Source organism: Dickeya sp. NCPPB 3274 (genome assembly GCF_000406205.1).
GTDB lineage: Bacteria > Pseudomonadota > Gammaproteobacteria > Enterobacterales > Enterobacteriaceae > Dickeya > Dickeya fangzhongdai.
In genome coordinates, this window is sequence record NZ_CM001979.1 from 730,468 (window position 1) to 744,901 (window position 14,434).

Genomic DNA, 14,434 nt, shown 5'->3' on the forward strand with positions numbered 1-14,434 from the left:
ACGGCTGGCAATCAATAAAATCAGTAAGCCTGAGAAAAAGTGGGGGTTGAGAAACGCTGGTTATCGATTTCATCGCCAACCACCTGATTTATAAGGCAGCCTATATGTGAAATTTCCACTTCCACAACGTCTCCCGGCAACATGAACAGCGGCGGATTACGTTTTTTGCCCACCCCGCCCGGAGAGCCGGTAAGGATGACGTCACCGGGCGACAGCGCGCTGAATGTGCTGATATAGGCGATCAGGTCACTTATCGAGTGGACCATGCTGTGGGTATTATCACGCTGAACCTCACTACCATTTAAACGGGTAATGATCTCCAGATTCTGAGGGTCTGGAATGTCATCCGGCGTGACCAGCCAGGGACCGAATCCGCCGGTAGCCGGCCAGTTTTTACCGGCGGTAAACCAGGTATGCTGCCAGTCCCTTACCGAACCATCCATATAGCAGCTGTACCCGGCGACATAGTCGAGCGCGTCTTCTCGAGCAATATGAGAACCAGGGCGCCCGATCACTAAAGCTAATTCGCCTTCATAGTCAAATTCATTACTTTGTGAGGGTTTTATTAGCCCGCAACGATGCCCGGTTTGTGAATCGGCAAAACGAATAAAGAGAGTCGGGTCAGGATCGTCTTCATTAAATTCCACCCGTTTTTCGCTGTAATTCATTCCCGCACAGATGATTTTGTTTGGTCGTGTTATGACGGGTAAAAAGGTGACCTCATCAAAACAGTAATCGGCTTTTTTGCCGGCGAATATCCGGCTGTCTAATTGATTAATGCAGGAGAGGAAAGCCCGCAAGTCAGGATATTGTGGAAAAAATGCGTGTAAATCGATAATTCCATCCTGGTTGACCAGGCCATATCTCTCGTGGCCGTTAACAGAAAAACTCAGTAATTTCATGATGCACCTTACATAAACGTTGATATTTGCCTTTTTATGCTGACCAGCAGCGAGAAAACAGCCGGCCAGTTTCCGGTGATGTGATGCTGTTGTGACGGCGCTAAGGCGAAAGCTCTTCCAGAATGGCGCCTTTGGTTTCAATGCCGAAAAGCATCGTAATTCCCCCGCCAGCCAGTGAGACAACGGCAAATAAATAGAACACATATTCCACCCCGAATCCGGCCACGATCAGCCCGACGAGCAGCGTACCCAACGAGGAGCCGGCACGAAGCCAGGCGCTGCCAAAGCCGGTTCCAATCGCCCGTAGCCGTGTCGGATAAAGTTCAGCGGAATAGAGGTAGAGTGAAAATGTGATGGTTTGCATTATGGCGTAAGCAAGGCTGGCGAAAATCAGCACCTGTATGGCGGCTGAGGCGCCACTCATACCGAGAAGGAACAGTGACAGCGCGCAAAGACAAAATGCCGCGCTATACCAGCGTTTGCGCCCCGTTTTATCGATGAGTAATGCACAGGCGAGCGATGCCGCCACTCCCGCTGCGGACGTGACCCAGCCATAGGCAAGACTGCGTGGGAGCGACAGATGAAAAGCGCTGCGGTATAGCGTCGGCAGCCAGGTGATCATACCGTTATTCACCAGATAGGCACTGACCCACAGCCCCCAAAGCATCAGGGTTCTTTTCCGGTATATTCCCGAAAACAGCTCGCGCCATCCCTGGTCCGAATGCGGTGCTTTCTGGAACATTCTGACGACCGGTTCTTCCAGGTTGCCGCCGCGGTTTATGACTTCGTCTTCCAGACTTCTGACAATCTGTGCGGCTTCATCAAGGCGTCCTTTACCAATCAACCAACGTGGCGATTCCGGCATCAACCAGCGTAACGGTGCGGCAATCATCGGCGGAATAAGACCAACCCAAAACATGGCTTTCCAGCCATACAGCGGAACCAGAAAATAGCCAATGATTCCGGCGAACATTAGACCGACCGGAAAGATGACTTCATATAACAGGAAGAAGCGACCACGCTTTTTAGAGCCGATAAATTCATTAATGTAAGCGCTGGCTACCGGAACTTCAGCGCCAATTCCAATGCCTTGCAAAAAGCGAATAATCAGCAAAGACCAGCCGCTCCAGGCGAATAAACAGGCTGCGCTCATGGCGACAAACATAATGATGGTAATTTTCAGTACACCCAGACGTCCTATTTTCTCTGCCAGTGATCCAAAAAATATGGCGCCGACTAATTGTCCGGCATAGCTAGCGGCAATGATTATGCCGACGAAGAAAGGCGTCAGATTCCATTCGCCGATCAGCTCCGGCATGGCAAAGGCAATAGCCAGGACGGTATAAGAATCGAAGAAAGTGGAAATACCGGTGACGATACGAATGAATATTAATTTTCGGGTAATAGGGATACGTTCTATGCGGGCAACCAGTTCAGCGGAGCTTGTCGCGGTATCGGCGGCAGAGCGACTGGCATTCAAGACCAATGTAGACATGGTTTACCTTCCTGAATGACCGGGAAAATAAAACAGCTATGCTATTTTCTCCGGATATACAGAGCTGTCGTCTGATTTATATTTTTTTGGTAAAACCGATATGACCCATCAAAATAAGGAGAGTCGCCACCTTATTTTCTAATTCATAACGAAGTGGCGCTCGCGGACCAGAAATACATTGATGAGTCATGTTCAGGAACGCAGCATACCTATCTGAACGGTGAAAACGGAATACTGCGTTCGTATACGGATCTGGTTTCCGTTAATCAGCCTACACGGCTCAGTTCAGCGGCACGGATAGCGGCATGGATCTCTTCTTCTGCGCCTTGTTCAAGCGGCAGCAGTGGCGAGCGTACGGTAGCGTGTTCCAGAATACCGCGAGCCACCAGCGCGTGTTTCAGCGCGACGGTCCCTTCCATGTGAGAGCCACGGTGATAGACGCTTTTGGTCACCGGCAGCAGGCGATCATGGATTTCGCGCGCTTTTTTGTAATCACCGGCTTTACCGGCCTTGATCATTTCGATCAACGGTTCTGGTGCGATATTGCCATAACCTACCAGGAAGCCATCAATGTCAAACGCGGTGTGCAGCAGGTATTCATCGTGGCAGCTCAGGATCTGCAAATTCGGGCGTTCGCGGCGGATTACCGGAATTTCAGTATCCCAGCGACGCATGTTACGAACACCATTTTTCATCGCAAATACGCCCGGCTGAGCGGAGATATCGAGTAGGGTTTTCAGGTTATAGGTGGCTTTGGTCGCGTCAGGATATTGGAACAGGATCAGCGGCAGGCCGCTTTCTTCATAGACCACACGGTAACGATCCTGCGGGGCGCCGTCCTGGTAGCCGAAACGTAGCCAGCCATGAGACGGATAGAGCAGACCAGCGGAGGCCCCCGCTTCCACTGCGCGTTTGGCTTCCAGTGCAGCCACTTCAGTACCTTCACCGGTGATACCCGCGATGATCGGCAGCTTGCCGTCGACGGATTTCACAAATGCGCGGATAACAGCGGCTTGTTCATCCTGAGTCAGAAATGTCCCTTCGCCTGCGTGACCCAGCACCACCAGTCCTTTCACGCCATCAATGCTGCCCAGCCAGCTACCCAGACGTTGGATAGCGTCAAAGTCAACGCGGCCATCGCGTGTGAATGGGGTAACCGGAGCGGGAGTTAAACCTCTGAGATCGATGTTAATCATGATTATCTCCTTGATAATTTGCATAATTTTTTGTTGGTGATGAATTTCTGAAACGGATATGAAATCGTTTCTGCAATCGTTTTCACGTGATTGAATTTGAACCTGAGAAATCAGTAAGTCAACTGGCTGGCGTTTATAAGTGCAGCAGGGGTCACAAAATCAGATGATGAAAGCGGAGTGACTGCGATCAGGATCGCAGATTGCGATCGCTACATTATTTTAGGCACTGTAGCGATCGAGGAGGCTTGTTATTTCCTGGGAGAGGATGTGGATTTGCGGGGGATGAGGGTAGGGATGACGACGCGCAGGCGCATGTCGTCATCGCCGCCATTAATCAGCATGTCGACAGCATTACTGGCAATGTGCTCAAGCGGTGTGCGTACCGATGTTAATGCTACCGGCAAACGACTCACCAGAGGGATATCGTTGTAACCGACCAGAGACAGCTCCTGACCAATGGTGATACCCAGATGATGCGCCGCTGCCACAACGCCGATAGCGATTTCGTCGTTGACCGCGAAAATCGCGCTGGGGCGGGGTGAAGCGCTGAGGATTTTCATTCCCGCCTCCTCACCCGCCTGAATATTAAAATCTGATGGACAGCACCACTGTGGCTGGATTTTGAGGCCGACTTCGTTCATGGCTCGTTCAAAGCCTTTGCGGCGATTGATGGCATTTGAGGCAAAATCCGGCCCGCCAATGAGACCGATATCTTTGTGGCCTAAATCGATAAGATGACGGGTAGCCAGATAGCCCCCCAGTTCATCATCACCCACGGAAGACAAACTGATCCCGTCAGTACGTAGCGCCAGTACATGTGGAACATCACGTTCGCGCAGTTCCCTGGGCAGAGGGTCATCCAGCCGGCAAGTGGACATGATCAAGCCGTCAACACGCCTGTCGAGCAGTGATTCGACGGACTGACGCTCCTGCTGCTGGCTGTCGCCGCAGGTGGAAACTATTGCAAAATAACCACGTCGCGCCGCTGCGCTGGCGATTTCCTCGAACAACATGGCAGTCACGGCATCTGTCAGACGCGGTACCAGTACACCCAGCGTGCCCGTGCCGCCGCGGCGTAAGCTGGAGGCGACGTAATCACGTCGGTATCCCAGCTCGCGTGCCACCTGACGTACTTTTTCCGCGGACCCGCTTTTAGACGCCGGGAGTCGTTCATCCAGAATACGTGAAACGGTTGACACGCTGACGCCAGCGGCCTGAGCCACGTCACGCATGGTTATCAGCCTTTTATCTGATTGATCTCTACCTTCGCTTTCCCGGTCCATATGTTGCTCCAGATAATGTCATTGCCAGAAAGGCTCCATCTACAACAAGCCAGAAACACCAGCAACGGATAACGCACTTGACGAAATGTTACGGCAATTCTCTGTACGACAAAAGAAATGACGATTTTTTTACCACCTTAAGCAACCAATAACATTTTAATTTATGGCGATTTCTGATGGTCAACCATCGCGATTGCCGTTCACTGCCCACCGCTCTTTGGACTTTCAAACTGAAGTCACATTTCTCCAGGTTCCACTATCAGGAGTGTGAACTGGTTATCAATTGTTCGCTCTGCGCGATTGACTTCACACATCATTACGTCAACGATTATTAAATGAAATCGATTGCAGAAACGTTTTCATAATAAATTATTTTTTGCCGTTTTCGCAGTTTTATTTAATTAACCGCAAGTGAGTGCCTTCCCGCATTTATGCGTACCTATAGGCGGGGGAATTCGTTGTCTTGCGTGTATGCCCAGGTAAATCAATCAACAGGGTATCACTATGTCAACTCAGGTTATTACTTCCGATCGTGTTGTAACCCGCCACTCTGAAACCAAATCAGCAGAGTTGCTCGCCAGGCTCGAAAGGCTGCCTATTACCCGGCGCCTGATGGCTATCCGTGTGGTTGTCGGTCTTTCCACCTTTTTTGATGCGTACACCATTATTGCTATTGCTTTTGCGTTGCCTCAACTCACCCAGGAGTGGGGATTAACGCCCACGTTCGTCGGGCTTATTATTGCTGCCAGCTATCTCGGGCAGTTATGCGGAGCGTTATTTTTTGGCTCGCTGGCTGAAAAAATCGGCCGTATCGGCGTGTTGCGGATCACTATCGTCATGTTTGTGATAATGGATGCAGCCTGCCTGTTCGCCTGGAATGGATGGTCGATTCTGGCTATTCGTTTTCTGCAGGGGTTAGGGATCGGTGCGGAGGTTCCGATCGCCAGCGCCTATATCAATGAGTTTGTCGGGGCGAAGAAACGTGGCCGCTTCTTTCTGCTATATGAGGTCATTTTTCCAATCGGTATGATGTTTGCCGGGCTGGTCGGTTTTTTCCTCGTCCCTGTTTATGGCTGGAAGGTCATGTTCCTCATCGGGCTAATACCTTCTGCGCTGACCGTACCGCTGCGCTGGCTGATGCCGGAATCACCGCGCTGGCTGGTCTCAAAAGGACGTCAGCAGGAAGCTGAAAAAGTCGTGGCTACGTTTGAAGCGGAAGTGACTCGTCGTGGTATTGCATTACCGGAGCCGGTTATTAAACCTGTTGTCACACAAGTCGTTTCGGCAGGTGGGGTAAAAGAGCTTTTTTCAGGTATGTACAAGTCACGGACATTTATGCTGTGGGGACTCTGGCTAACGGTCTATACCGTGAATAACGGTATGATAACCTGGTTCCCGACGCTCTATAGAACCTGGTTCAATTTACCACTGGAAACCAGCCTCGCCTATGGATGGCTGACCTCTTCCTGCGGCGTGGTTGCCTCGATCATATGTGCGCTGTTAATTGATAAAGTCGGCCGTAAGCGCTGGTATACGTGGGCGTTTATGCTGGCCATCATTCCATTAATCACACTCTGTACGTTGGGCGCTAAATCGGCGATAGAGATTCTGATTCTGGGCAGTATGACCTATGCTATTTTGCAGACGATTGCCTTTTCGCTGTATCTCTACTCCGCGGAGCTTTATCCGACACGTTTGCGCGCCATAGGTACCGCTTTTTCCAGCGCCTGGCTACGCGCAGGCTCGTCAATGGGGCCTTTGCTGGTCGGTTTTATTATGTCTGGTTTTGGCGTTCGTTTTGTTTTCATCACGTTCGCCGTAATTGCTCTGGTTGGCGGGTTGGTGACATGGTTGTTTGCTATTGAGACCAAAGGCAAATCGCTGGAGGAACTGTCTCCTTAGCCTGAATCGGGTCTGCTCATGCCGGCCCGGTTGATTCCCGCTCTTTCATTCCCCCAATAATACCTGCAATCCTCCCTTTCCTTTTGCCGTTCGAAAATGGAGGGTGCAGGTATTCATCATCAGTTTCATAAAGAAACTAACTCCCTAAAAGAAACAATATGCGTTATGGTAGTACAGGTATGCGGAATAAACGTTAACCGATAAAACAGAGGTCACGAGATGCCTGAATTCAATGTCTACAGCAAAACCTGTCCGGCGCGTGTGGTGCTGGATCGTTTGTCCAATAAGTGGTCGCTGTTGATTCTGGATCGTCTGGCGTGCGAGCCGGTACGATTTAATCAATTAAGACGTGACATTGAAGGCGTATCGCAGAAGGTGTTGTCGCAGACGCTGAAGCATCTGGAGCGCGATGGCATGATCCGTCGGCAGGTGTTCGCTACGGTGCCGGTGACGGTGGAGTATTCGATTACCACGCTGGGTAAGACGCTGGTCAAGACCGTACACGAACTGACCCACTGGGCAGAGAGCAATATCGATGAGGTTATGCTCGCCCAGCAGCGCTATGACGAACTTAATGCGGCTTCCACGGCGGCATAATCGAGCACGCTATCCGAGTGTTATCTGATGATAAGTGACGCGGTTTAATCCGGCTGGCCTGTTGAGAAGATAATGATGCCTGTTGTGATACATGTAATGTATCGGGGACAGGCAATCTCAGCGATCGGCTGACGGGGTATTAAACAGCCGCGGTGTGAGGCCGGCTCCGGTCATTAATAATACCTGTTAATCCTTCAGCTCTTTATGACGGACAATATTATTATTGACGATCGGCGTGTATCCCGTTGGCGCTTCCAGCAATATCTTCTTGATGTCGCCGACATCGTAATCATGGCAACTCTTGTCGAGCTTTTGTAAAAGCTGCTCCATTTCCTGCCAGCTCAGCCTTTCTTCCTGCGCGGTCATGATTCTGGGGTGGCTGGTGCCTTCTACATTTTCGCCAATCAACAATTCCTCGTAGAGCTTTTCTCCCGGGCGTAATCCCGTGAATTTAATAACGATATCGCCATCTTCGCCATAGCCTTCGATGCACCCTTTCATCCCCATCAGGTTGATCATTCTGCGCGCTAAATCGAGGATTTTGACCGGCTCTCCCATGTCCAGAACAAAAACCTGTCCGTTAATCCCCATTGCGCCGGCCTGTATAACCAGTTGCGCCGCTTCAGGTATCAGCATGAAGTAACGGGTAATGTCCGGATGGGTCACCGTCACCGGGCCTCCCTGGCGAATCTGTTTTTTAAACAGTGGGACGACAGAACCTGACGAGCCCAACACATTGCCGAAACGGACCATAGTGAAGGTCGTCTGGCTTTGACGTTCCGCCAGCGCTTGCAGAATCAGTTCTGCCATCCGCTTACTGGTCCCCATGATGTTGGTGGGGCGCACCGCTTTGTCGGTCGAAATCAGGGTGAAGTTGCGCACCCCTTCCTCTATCGCGGCTTCGGCGCAGGCCAGCGTACCGAAGACATTATTGCGGATACCTTCGATGACATTGTCTTCCACCAGCGGCACATGCTTGTAAGCCGCGGCGTGATAAATGGTTTCTACCTGATGGGCCCGAATCAGCTTCTGTATCCGGTTTTGCTTTTGCACCGACCCCAGCGCGGCAACGATTTTGGTATCAAGCAGCAAACGTTTCTTGATGCCCTGAAGCTCCTGGTCGATGGTATAGAGGTTGTATTCATTCAGTTCAAACAGCACCAGCGTGCGGGGATGCTGCGTCAGAATCTGTCGGCAGAGCTCTGAGCCGATAGAGCCGCCTGCCCCGGTAACCATGACCGATTTGCCGGTAATGTTTTTAGACATCAACTGCTTGTCGGGGCCTACCGCTTCACGTCCCAGCAAGTCCGCCACGTCCAAATCCCGTATTTCTGTCGCCATAGCCTTTCCGGCGGCGATGTCTTCGACCGAGGGTACGGATTGCACTTCAATCGGCCAGTGCGATAGTTTTTCCAGCAATCTCAACCGCTGGCCTTTTTTGATGTTATTAATCGCCAGCAGCAGTTTTACCGGTTGATATAGCGGTTTCAGTTTTTCGAATTCGCTACTGTGATGCACCTTGATGCCACAGATGATTTGACCAATCTTTTTTTCGTCATCATCAAGCACCACCACCGGGTGAAACTCATCTCCCTGGATCAGGGAATAGAGCAGGTCACGCCCGGTTGCTCCTGCGCCATAGATAAAGACATTTGGCTTCTGACGTTTGTAATAGTGGTAATAAAACGTGCGAATGAGTACGCGGGGGCTGCCCAGCGCCAGCGTCGCCAGTCCGGCATAGATGAAGGGAACGCTGCGCGGCACAAACGACTGAAAAAAGAAGCTACTCAGCGCCAGGCTGATGGCCGACAGAATCACCGACAGAAAAACATACCCCATTGCCGGCAGCATCATGTAACGCAGCACCGCCCTATACATGCCGCAGCGAACAAATACCAGCAGCGTGATGGATAGCGTGACCAGTACGCTGGCGATTTCAGCGTAACCCACAGGAAAATCCAGGGTGCCCAGACGAACGGCAACGGCCAGATAAAGTGAAACCACAATGGCGATTGCATCATAGAGCACCGTCATGATGCGTTTGTTTCTACGCTCAGCACTTAGCAAAAACGGAATGGGTTTAAACATCTGGGGCCTGAATGTCTGTGTGAGACGACAATTGGAGTAATTAGGCGGACATTTTAGTGGTCCGACAACGTCTTGACCAGCAGTGCGAATCTCAATTTCGGGTATAACAGGTACCAAGGTATTATCAGGTATTTTCCTGCGGAAGGTAACCACATTGAAAATCTTAGTAACGGGAAGCCGTGGGTTTATCGGGCGGCGGCTGGTCGCGCTGGCGGGCGAGCAAGGCATCGCCTGTGTTCTGCATTGCAGCGAGCGTGCTGAGGCATCCGATAGCCCAATGATTCGCGCCAATCTGACCGCCACGACAGACTGGATGCCGGCGCTACAGGGCGTGGATGCGGTGGTGCACTGTGCCGCCAGAGTGCATCAGATGCAGGACGGCGGTGATGCACTGGCGCTTTATCGGGAAACCAATGTGGCGGGAACGTTGCGACTGGCGCAGCAGGCCGCGGAAGCCGGCGTTAAACGGTTGGTTTTTCTGAGCTCCATCAAGGTGAATGGCGAGACCACTCAGCCAGGCCGACCTTTTCAGCCCGATGTGGCGGTACCGCCCGCCGATCCTTACGGTTTGAGCAAATACGAGGCGGAGCAGGCGCTGATGCGTCTGGCGCGGGAAACCGGTCTTGAGGTGGTGATTATTCGCCCGCCGCTGGTGTATGGGCCGGGCGTCAAAGCCAATTTTCGGGCGATGATGAACTGGGTCGGCAAAGGCGTACCGCTGCCGCTGGCGGCGGTTCATAACCAGCGCAGTCTGGTATTTGTGGACAACCTGGCCGACCTGATTCTGCTGAGTTTGCGCCATCCGCAGGCGCCGGGGCGGGTGTGGCTGGCGTCGGACGGCCACGATGTCTCCACCGCCGATCTGCTGGCGGATATGGCGGCGGCGCTGGGGGTGAAAAACCGCTGTTGGCCGCTGCCGCCGTGGGTACTGAAAAGCGCCGCGGCCCTGCTGGGAAAATCCGCGGTGGCGGAGCGCCTGCTGGGTTCGCTGCAGGTGGATGTCCGCGAAACCCGGCAACGGCTTGGCTGGCAGCCCGCCGTCCCTTATCATCAGGCGATTGCCATCACGGCGCGGGCGTTTCTGGCGGAAACGTCCGGCGTTCCCGAGTCCGAATCCAAAGAAGGTTGACCGATTATTATGCTGCGTGTTCTGGATGTATTACTGGCGCTGATTGGCTTGCTGTGCTTGTGGCCGGTGATGCTGATTGTTTATGTGTTGGGATTGTTTGATACCGGTTCGCCGGTTTTTATTCAGCAGCGGGTCGGCCGACATCAGCGCCCGTTTAACCTGATCAAGTTCCGCACGATGGCGGTGACGACCGAGTCAGTGGCGACGCACCTCGCCAGCCGCAGTGCCGTGACGCGGTTAGGCGCGTTTTTGCGTAAAACCAAGCTGGATGAGTTGCCTCAGTTGATTAATGTCCTCAAAGGGGAGATGAGCCTGGTGGGGCCGCGTCCTTGTCTGTTTAACCAACAGGAACTGATTGCCGAACGTCAGGCGCGCGGCGTATTTGATGTGCTGCCGGGGATTACCGGGCTGGCGCAGGTTAACGCTATCGATATGTCTACGCCGCAGAAACTGGCGGAGTGGGATCAACGCATGATCCAGACCCTGTCGGTAAAACATTACTTCACGTATCTGGTGCAAACGGTGGTCGGCAAAGGTTCCGGCGATCGGGTGCGTTGATAAAAAACGATGCCGGTCGGGCCGGCATCGTAACTAACATCTCTTCATGGTGTGGAAGGATCACTTCACCGGGGCCAGCGCCGTCTGGTCCACGTAGGGTTTCATGATGGTGTCCGCTTCCTGCTGGGCGGCTTTGGCCGCCGCTTCCGGCGTGACTTTCTCGTCATTCACCACCGCGGCCAACTGGTTTTCCATCGCTTTACGCACCGCTACGGTTTCATAGGTGGAGTACCACGGATGGGCGTACTTCAACTGCTCCAGTGCGGTGGCGGCGCGCGGGTCTTTTTCCAGATAGGTTTTCATTTCCGGCGTATCGTATGAGGCTTTGCGCGGCGAGAAATAGCCGGTGAAGCGGCTCCAGGCGCCGTTGATCTGCGGGCTGACCAGATAGCTCAGGAACTGGTAGGCGGCCTTTTTCTGTTCGTCGGAAATGCCTTTGAAGCTCACCAGGCTGGCGCCGCCGATCGGCACCGCGCGCTGCTCTTTGGCGGGCAGCATCGCCACGCCCAGTTCAAAATCTTTGGTGTTTTCACGCATAAAACCCAGCGCGCCGGTGCTCAGCATCGCCATGCCGAGTTTGCCGGAGAAGAACGCCGCGCTGATCTGCTTGGAATCCAGTACGCCGGACGGCATCACTTTGTCTTTGTAGATCAGGTTTTGCCAGAAGCGCAGCGCGCCGATGGTCGTCGGAGTGTTGTAGTAGACCTCGCCCGGATAGTCCTCGTTGAAGTAGTTGCCGCCGTTGGCGCGCACCAGCGAGGAGAAAATCCAGCCGCCGTAGTCGTCGTTGGTGGACGGCAGCATGATACCCCATTGGCCTTTGCTCTGGTCGGTCAGCTTTTTGGCGTCTTCCAGCAGCGCCTGCCAGGTTTGCGGCGCCTGGGCGATGCCGGCTTTTTCGAACATCGTCTTGTTGTAATAGAGGATCGGCGTCGAGTTGTGGAACGGAATGGCGTACGTCACGCCCATCACCTGCGCGTTCTTGTGCATGGCCGGCCAGAATTCGTTGGTCAAAAACGTACCGGCTTTTTCGTTGCCGAATTTGAACAGTTCGTCCATCGGCAGGATTTCGTTTTTCAGCGCCAGGTCGGTGGTGAAGTTGGCGGACATGATCACCAGCGCGGGCGGCTGGCCGGCTTTCTGCGCCGCTTCCGCTTTCATTTTGGTGGTGTCGTAGTTACCGGTGAAAATCCCCCGCACTTCCACATCCTGCTGGGAACCGTTGAATTCTTTGATGATGCGGGTCATTTCCATCGTCAGTTTGCCGTCCACCGGGGCCGGAAACATGAAATCGATGTTCTGTTTGGCCAGCGCCGAACCGGCGAAGGCCAGCGTGATGCCGAGGGTGAGCGCCTGTAACCGCTGTTTCAGGGGCTTATGCATGGGGGATCTCCTGGTATACGTTCTGCTGTGTATCAGCATGAAAAAGATGAACATCAAAAGGTGAAAAGCCGAGGTTGACGGTATCGCCGACCATCGGGGCGTCGCCGCGGTTTTTGCGGCTGTAGCGTAGTTCGCCAATCGGCGTGCTGATGTGCAGCAGATAGTCCGCTCCCATCAATTCTCGTTGCGTCACGGTGCCGGGCAGACGCAACGTGTGCTGTTCGGTTTCCGGCGCGTCGGTAAGGTGTTCCGGACGGATGCCGAAAATCACCTGCCGGAGCTGACTGGCGTGCGGCGGCAGAGGAAGCGCTTGCTCACCCACTTGTACCGCGCCGTCTGCGCAGGGCTGCGTGATGAGGTTCATGGCGGGCGAACCGATGAAACTCGCCACGAACCGGTTGGTCGGGAAGGCATACAACTGCTCCGGCGTGCCGACCTGCTGGACTTCGCCGTTGTTCATCACCACGATGCGATCCGCCATCGACATGGCTTCGGTCTGGTCGTGGGTGACGTAGACGGTGCTGGTTTTTAACTGCCGGTGCAGCGTCATGATGCCGTCGCGCACTTCGGTGCGCAGCCGGGCGTCCAGATTGGACAGCGGTTCATCCATCAGAAACAGCCTGGGGTTGCGGACGATGGCGCGCGCCATCGCCACCCGCTGACGCTGGCCGCCGGACAGCTTGCCCGGTTTGCGGTCCAGCAGTTCGTCCAGTTGCAGCAACTGCGCCACTTTCTCCAGCCGGGGTTGCCAGCTCGCTTTCGGTTCATGGCGAATCTGCATGCCGAAGGTAATGTTGTCCTTCACCGTCAGGTGCGGAAACAGCGCGTAGTTCTGAAAAATCATCGCGAAGTTGCGCTCGCGCGGCGACCGGGCGGTGATGTCGTCGCCATCCAGCCAAATCTCGCCGTCGCTCACCGTTTCCAGCCCGGCCAGCAGGCGCAGCAGGGTGCTTTTGCCGCAGCCGGACGGCCCGACCAGCACCAGAAATTCGCCGTCGGCGATCTCCAGCGACAGCGAGCGCAGCGCCGGTTTGTCGTCAAATCGTTTGCTGACGTTGTGCAGTCGTAACGTAGCCATTAACGCTCATCCACCGGGCAACTGATGCTTTCGTTGTACAGCCACGGACCGGCGTAATGCGACAGCGGGTGCAGATAGCTGACCCACTGTTTGTCCACCAGACGGTGCATCAGGCAGGCCGGCGGCGACATGTCGTAGTAAGGGCGAGTGTCTTGGTGGTAGTACGGCACCTGATGGACCGTACCCGGCACGGTGGCGATGATCGCCTGACGGTACTGCGTCATGATCAGGCAGTGGTTATGCCCGCAGAAAATGCGCACCAGCGACGGGAAGCGCTCTACCAGTTCCAGCAGGCGGTGGCCGTTCTCGCAGGCGATGCGGTCCATTTGCGCGGAACCGAGGGCGAGCGGCGGGTGGTGCATGAACACGGCGGTGGGTTTGTCATCACGCATCAGTTGCGCTTCCAGCCAGGCCAGCGTCTCTTCCGTCAGCCAGCCTTTAGACGTGCCGGCGCGGCTGGAGTCGATGAACAGCAACCGGGTGGCGAAATCGTCAATCGCGTAGCGCATATTCTGCGGGTCGTGGCCCAGTTGCGGGCACAACGGTTGCAGATACTCCAGAAAGTGGGTTTTGTCGTCGTGGTTGCCGGGGATGATGTACAGCGGGTAGGCCAGATTACCCAGAATCTGGCGGGCCGCCTGGTATTCCGACGGGCGACCGCAGTTGACGATATCGCCGCTAATCACCACCGCGTCCGGGCGTTCGGTCAGGGCGTTAAGCTGCGACACCACGTCGGCGTTGCCGGCGTTGATGTCGATGAAATCGTAAAGTTTTTGCCCCGGGCTTCGAAAGTGGGTGTCGGAAATTTGCGCTAACAGCATGA

Annotated in this window: 12 protein-coding genes; 4 read left to right on the forward strand and 8 right to left on the reverse strand. The window is 54.0% G+C overall.

Annotated elements, in window-relative coordinates; genetic code table 11:
• Positions 1 to 20 precede the first annotated feature (20 nt).
• The 4 genes from DXX3274_RS04035 to DXX3274_RS04050 all read right to left on the reverse strand — a co-directional run bounded on the left by DXX3274_RS04035 (position 21) and on the right by DXX3274_RS04050 (position 4,876).
• Positions 21 to 902 carry a fumarylacetoacetate hydrolase family protein gene (locus tag DXX3274_RS04035; RefSeq protein ID WP_050569804.1) on the reverse strand — a complete coding sequence of 294 codons (882 nt, stop codon included), beginning with the start codon at positions 900 to 902 and terminating at the stop codon, positions 21 to 23.
• 100 nt (positions 903 to 1,002) lie between these two features.
• On the reverse strand, positions 1,003 to 2,397 hold the full coding sequence (locus tag DXX3274_RS04040; RefSeq protein ID WP_042858697.1) for an MFS transporter: 1,395 nt from the start codon (positions 2,395 to 2,397) through the stop codon (positions 1,003 to 1,005).
• A 266-nt stretch (positions 2,398 to 2,663) separates the two neighbouring features.
• Positions 2,664 to 3,593, reverse strand: coding sequence for a dihydrodipicolinate synthase family protein (locus DXX3274_RS04045; protein ID WP_042858698.1), 930 nt, complete (start codon positions 3,591 to 3,593; stop codon positions 2,664 to 2,666).
• A 248-nt stretch (positions 3,594 to 3,841) separates the two neighbouring features.
• Positions 3,842 to 4,876 carry a LacI family DNA-binding transcriptional regulator gene (locus DXX3274_RS04050; protein ID WP_042858699.1) on the reverse strand — a complete coding sequence of 345 codons (1,035 nt, stop codon included), beginning with the start codon at positions 4,874 to 4,876 and terminating at the stop codon, positions 3,842 to 3,844.
• Positions 4,877 to 5,380: 504 nt separating this feature from the next.
• Between DXX3274_RS04050 and DXX3274_RS04055 the strand changes: the two genes are divergently transcribed.
• Positions 5,381 to 6,778, forward strand: coding sequence for an MFS transporter (locus DXX3274_RS04055; protein WP_042858700.1), 1,398 nt, complete (start codon positions 5,381 to 5,383; stop codon positions 6,776 to 6,778).
• Between the two features lie 219 nt (positions 6,779 to 6,997).
• Positions 6,998 to 7,375, forward strand: a complete 378-nt coding sequence (locus DXX3274_RS04060; protein ID WP_042858701.1) for a helix-turn-helix domain-containing protein — start codon at positions 6,998 to 7,000, stop codon at positions 7,373 to 7,375.
• A gap of 186 nt (positions 7,376 to 7,561) precedes the next feature.
• Here the strand turns inward: DXX3274_RS04060 and DXX3274_RS04065 are convergent, their stop codons facing one another.
• The gene (locus tag DXX3274_RS04065; RefSeq protein WP_042858703.1) at positions 7,562 to 9,463 is read right to left on the reverse strand and encodes a nucleoside-diphosphate sugar epimerase/dehydratase; all 1,902 of its coding nucleotides are present in this window, start codon (positions 9,461 to 9,463) and stop codon (positions 7,562 to 7,564) included.
• A 154-nt stretch (positions 9,464 to 9,617) separates the two neighbouring features.
• Between DXX3274_RS04065 and DXX3274_RS04070 the strand changes: the two genes are divergently transcribed.
• Both DXX3274_RS04070 and DXX3274_RS04075 read left to right on the forward strand, forming a co-directional pair.
• Positions 9,618 to 10,592, forward strand: coding sequence for an NAD-dependent epimerase/dehydratase family protein (locus DXX3274_RS04070; protein ID WP_042858704.1), 975 nt, complete (start codon positions 9,618 to 9,620; stop codon positions 10,590 to 10,592).
• Between the two features lie 9 nt (positions 10,593 to 10,601).
• Positions 10,602 to 11,150 (forward strand): sugar transferase, encoded by a 549-nt coding sequence (locus DXX3274_RS04075; RefSeq protein ID WP_038662240.1) that lies wholly within the window; start codon positions 10,602 to 10,604, stop codon positions 11,148 to 11,150.
• A 60-nt stretch (positions 11,151 to 11,210) separates the two neighbouring features.
• On the opposite strand, the gene DXX3274_RS04080 is transcribed toward DXX3274_RS04075, so the two are convergent.
• From DXX3274_RS04080 to DXX3274_RS04090, 3 genes are read right to left on the reverse strand one after another with little or no spacing between them, the layout of a single operon-like run.
• Positions 11,211 to 12,533 carry an ABC transporter substrate-binding protein gene (locus DXX3274_RS04080; protein ID WP_042858705.1) on the reverse strand — a complete coding sequence of 441 codons (1,323 nt, stop codon included), beginning with the start codon at positions 12,531 to 12,533 and terminating at the stop codon, positions 11,211 to 11,213.
• Positions 12,526 to 13,611, reverse strand: a complete 1,086-nt coding sequence (locus tag DXX3274_RS04085; RefSeq protein WP_042858709.1) for an ABC transporter ATP-binding protein — start codon at positions 13,609 to 13,611, stop codon at positions 12,526 to 12,528. The genes DXX3274_RS04080 and DXX3274_RS04085 overlap by 8 nt, the downstream gene beginning before the upstream one ends.
• Positions 13,611 to 14,432: a phosphodiesterase gene (locus DXX3274_RS04090; protein WP_042858710.1), complete on the reverse strand. Its 822-nt coding sequence runs from the start codon at positions 14,430 to 14,432 to the stop codon at positions 13,611 to 13,613. Before DXX3274_RS04090 ends, DXX3274_RS04085 begins: the two co-directional genes overlap by 1 nt.
• Between the last annotated feature and the right edge of the window lie 2 nt (positions 14,433 to 14,434).

Coding starts and splice junctions, on each gene's coding strand:
- DXX3274_RS04085 (WP_042858709.1), bottom strand. CDS start 13,611: ATGGCTACGTTACGACTGCACAACGTCAGCAAACGATTTGACGACAAA.
- DXX3274_RS04050 (WP_042858699.1), bottom strand. CDS start 4,876: ATGGACCGGGAAAGCGAAGGTAGAGATCAATCAGATAAAAGGCTGATA.
- DXX3274_RS04080 (WP_042858705.1), bottom strand. CDS start 12,533: ATGCATAAGCCCCTGAAACAGCGGTTACAGGCGCTCACCCTCGGCATC.
- DXX3274_RS04040 (WP_042858697.1), bottom strand. CDS start 2,397: ATGTCTACATTGGTCTTGAATGCCAGTCGCTCTGCCGCCGATACCGCG.
- DXX3274_RS04065 (WP_042858703.1), bottom strand. CDS start 9,463: ATGTTTAAACCCATTCCGTTTTTGCTAAGTGCTGAGCGTAGAAACAAA.
- DXX3274_RS04045 (WP_042858698.1), bottom strand. CDS start 3,593: ATGATTAACATCGATCTCAGAGGTTTAACTCCCGCTCCGGTTACCCCA.
- DXX3274_RS04035 (WP_050569804.1), bottom strand. CDS start 902: ATGAAATTACTGAGTTTTTCTGTTAACGGCCACGAGAGATATGGCCTG.
- DXX3274_RS04090 (WP_042858710.1), bottom strand. CDS start 14,432: ATGCTGTTAGCGCAAATTTCCGACACCCACTTTCGAAGCCCGGGGCAA.
- DXX3274_RS04060 (WP_042858701.1), top strand. CDS start 6,998: ATGCCTGAATTCAATGTCTACAGCAAAACCTGTCCGGCGCGTGTGGTG.
- DXX3274_RS04075 (WP_038662240.1), top strand. CDS start 10,602: ATGCTGCGTGTTCTGGATGTATTACTGGCGCTGATTGGCTTGCTGTGC.
- DXX3274_RS04055 (WP_042858700.1), top strand. CDS start 5,381: ATGTCAACTCAGGTTATTACTTCCGATCGTGTTGTAACCCGCCACTCT.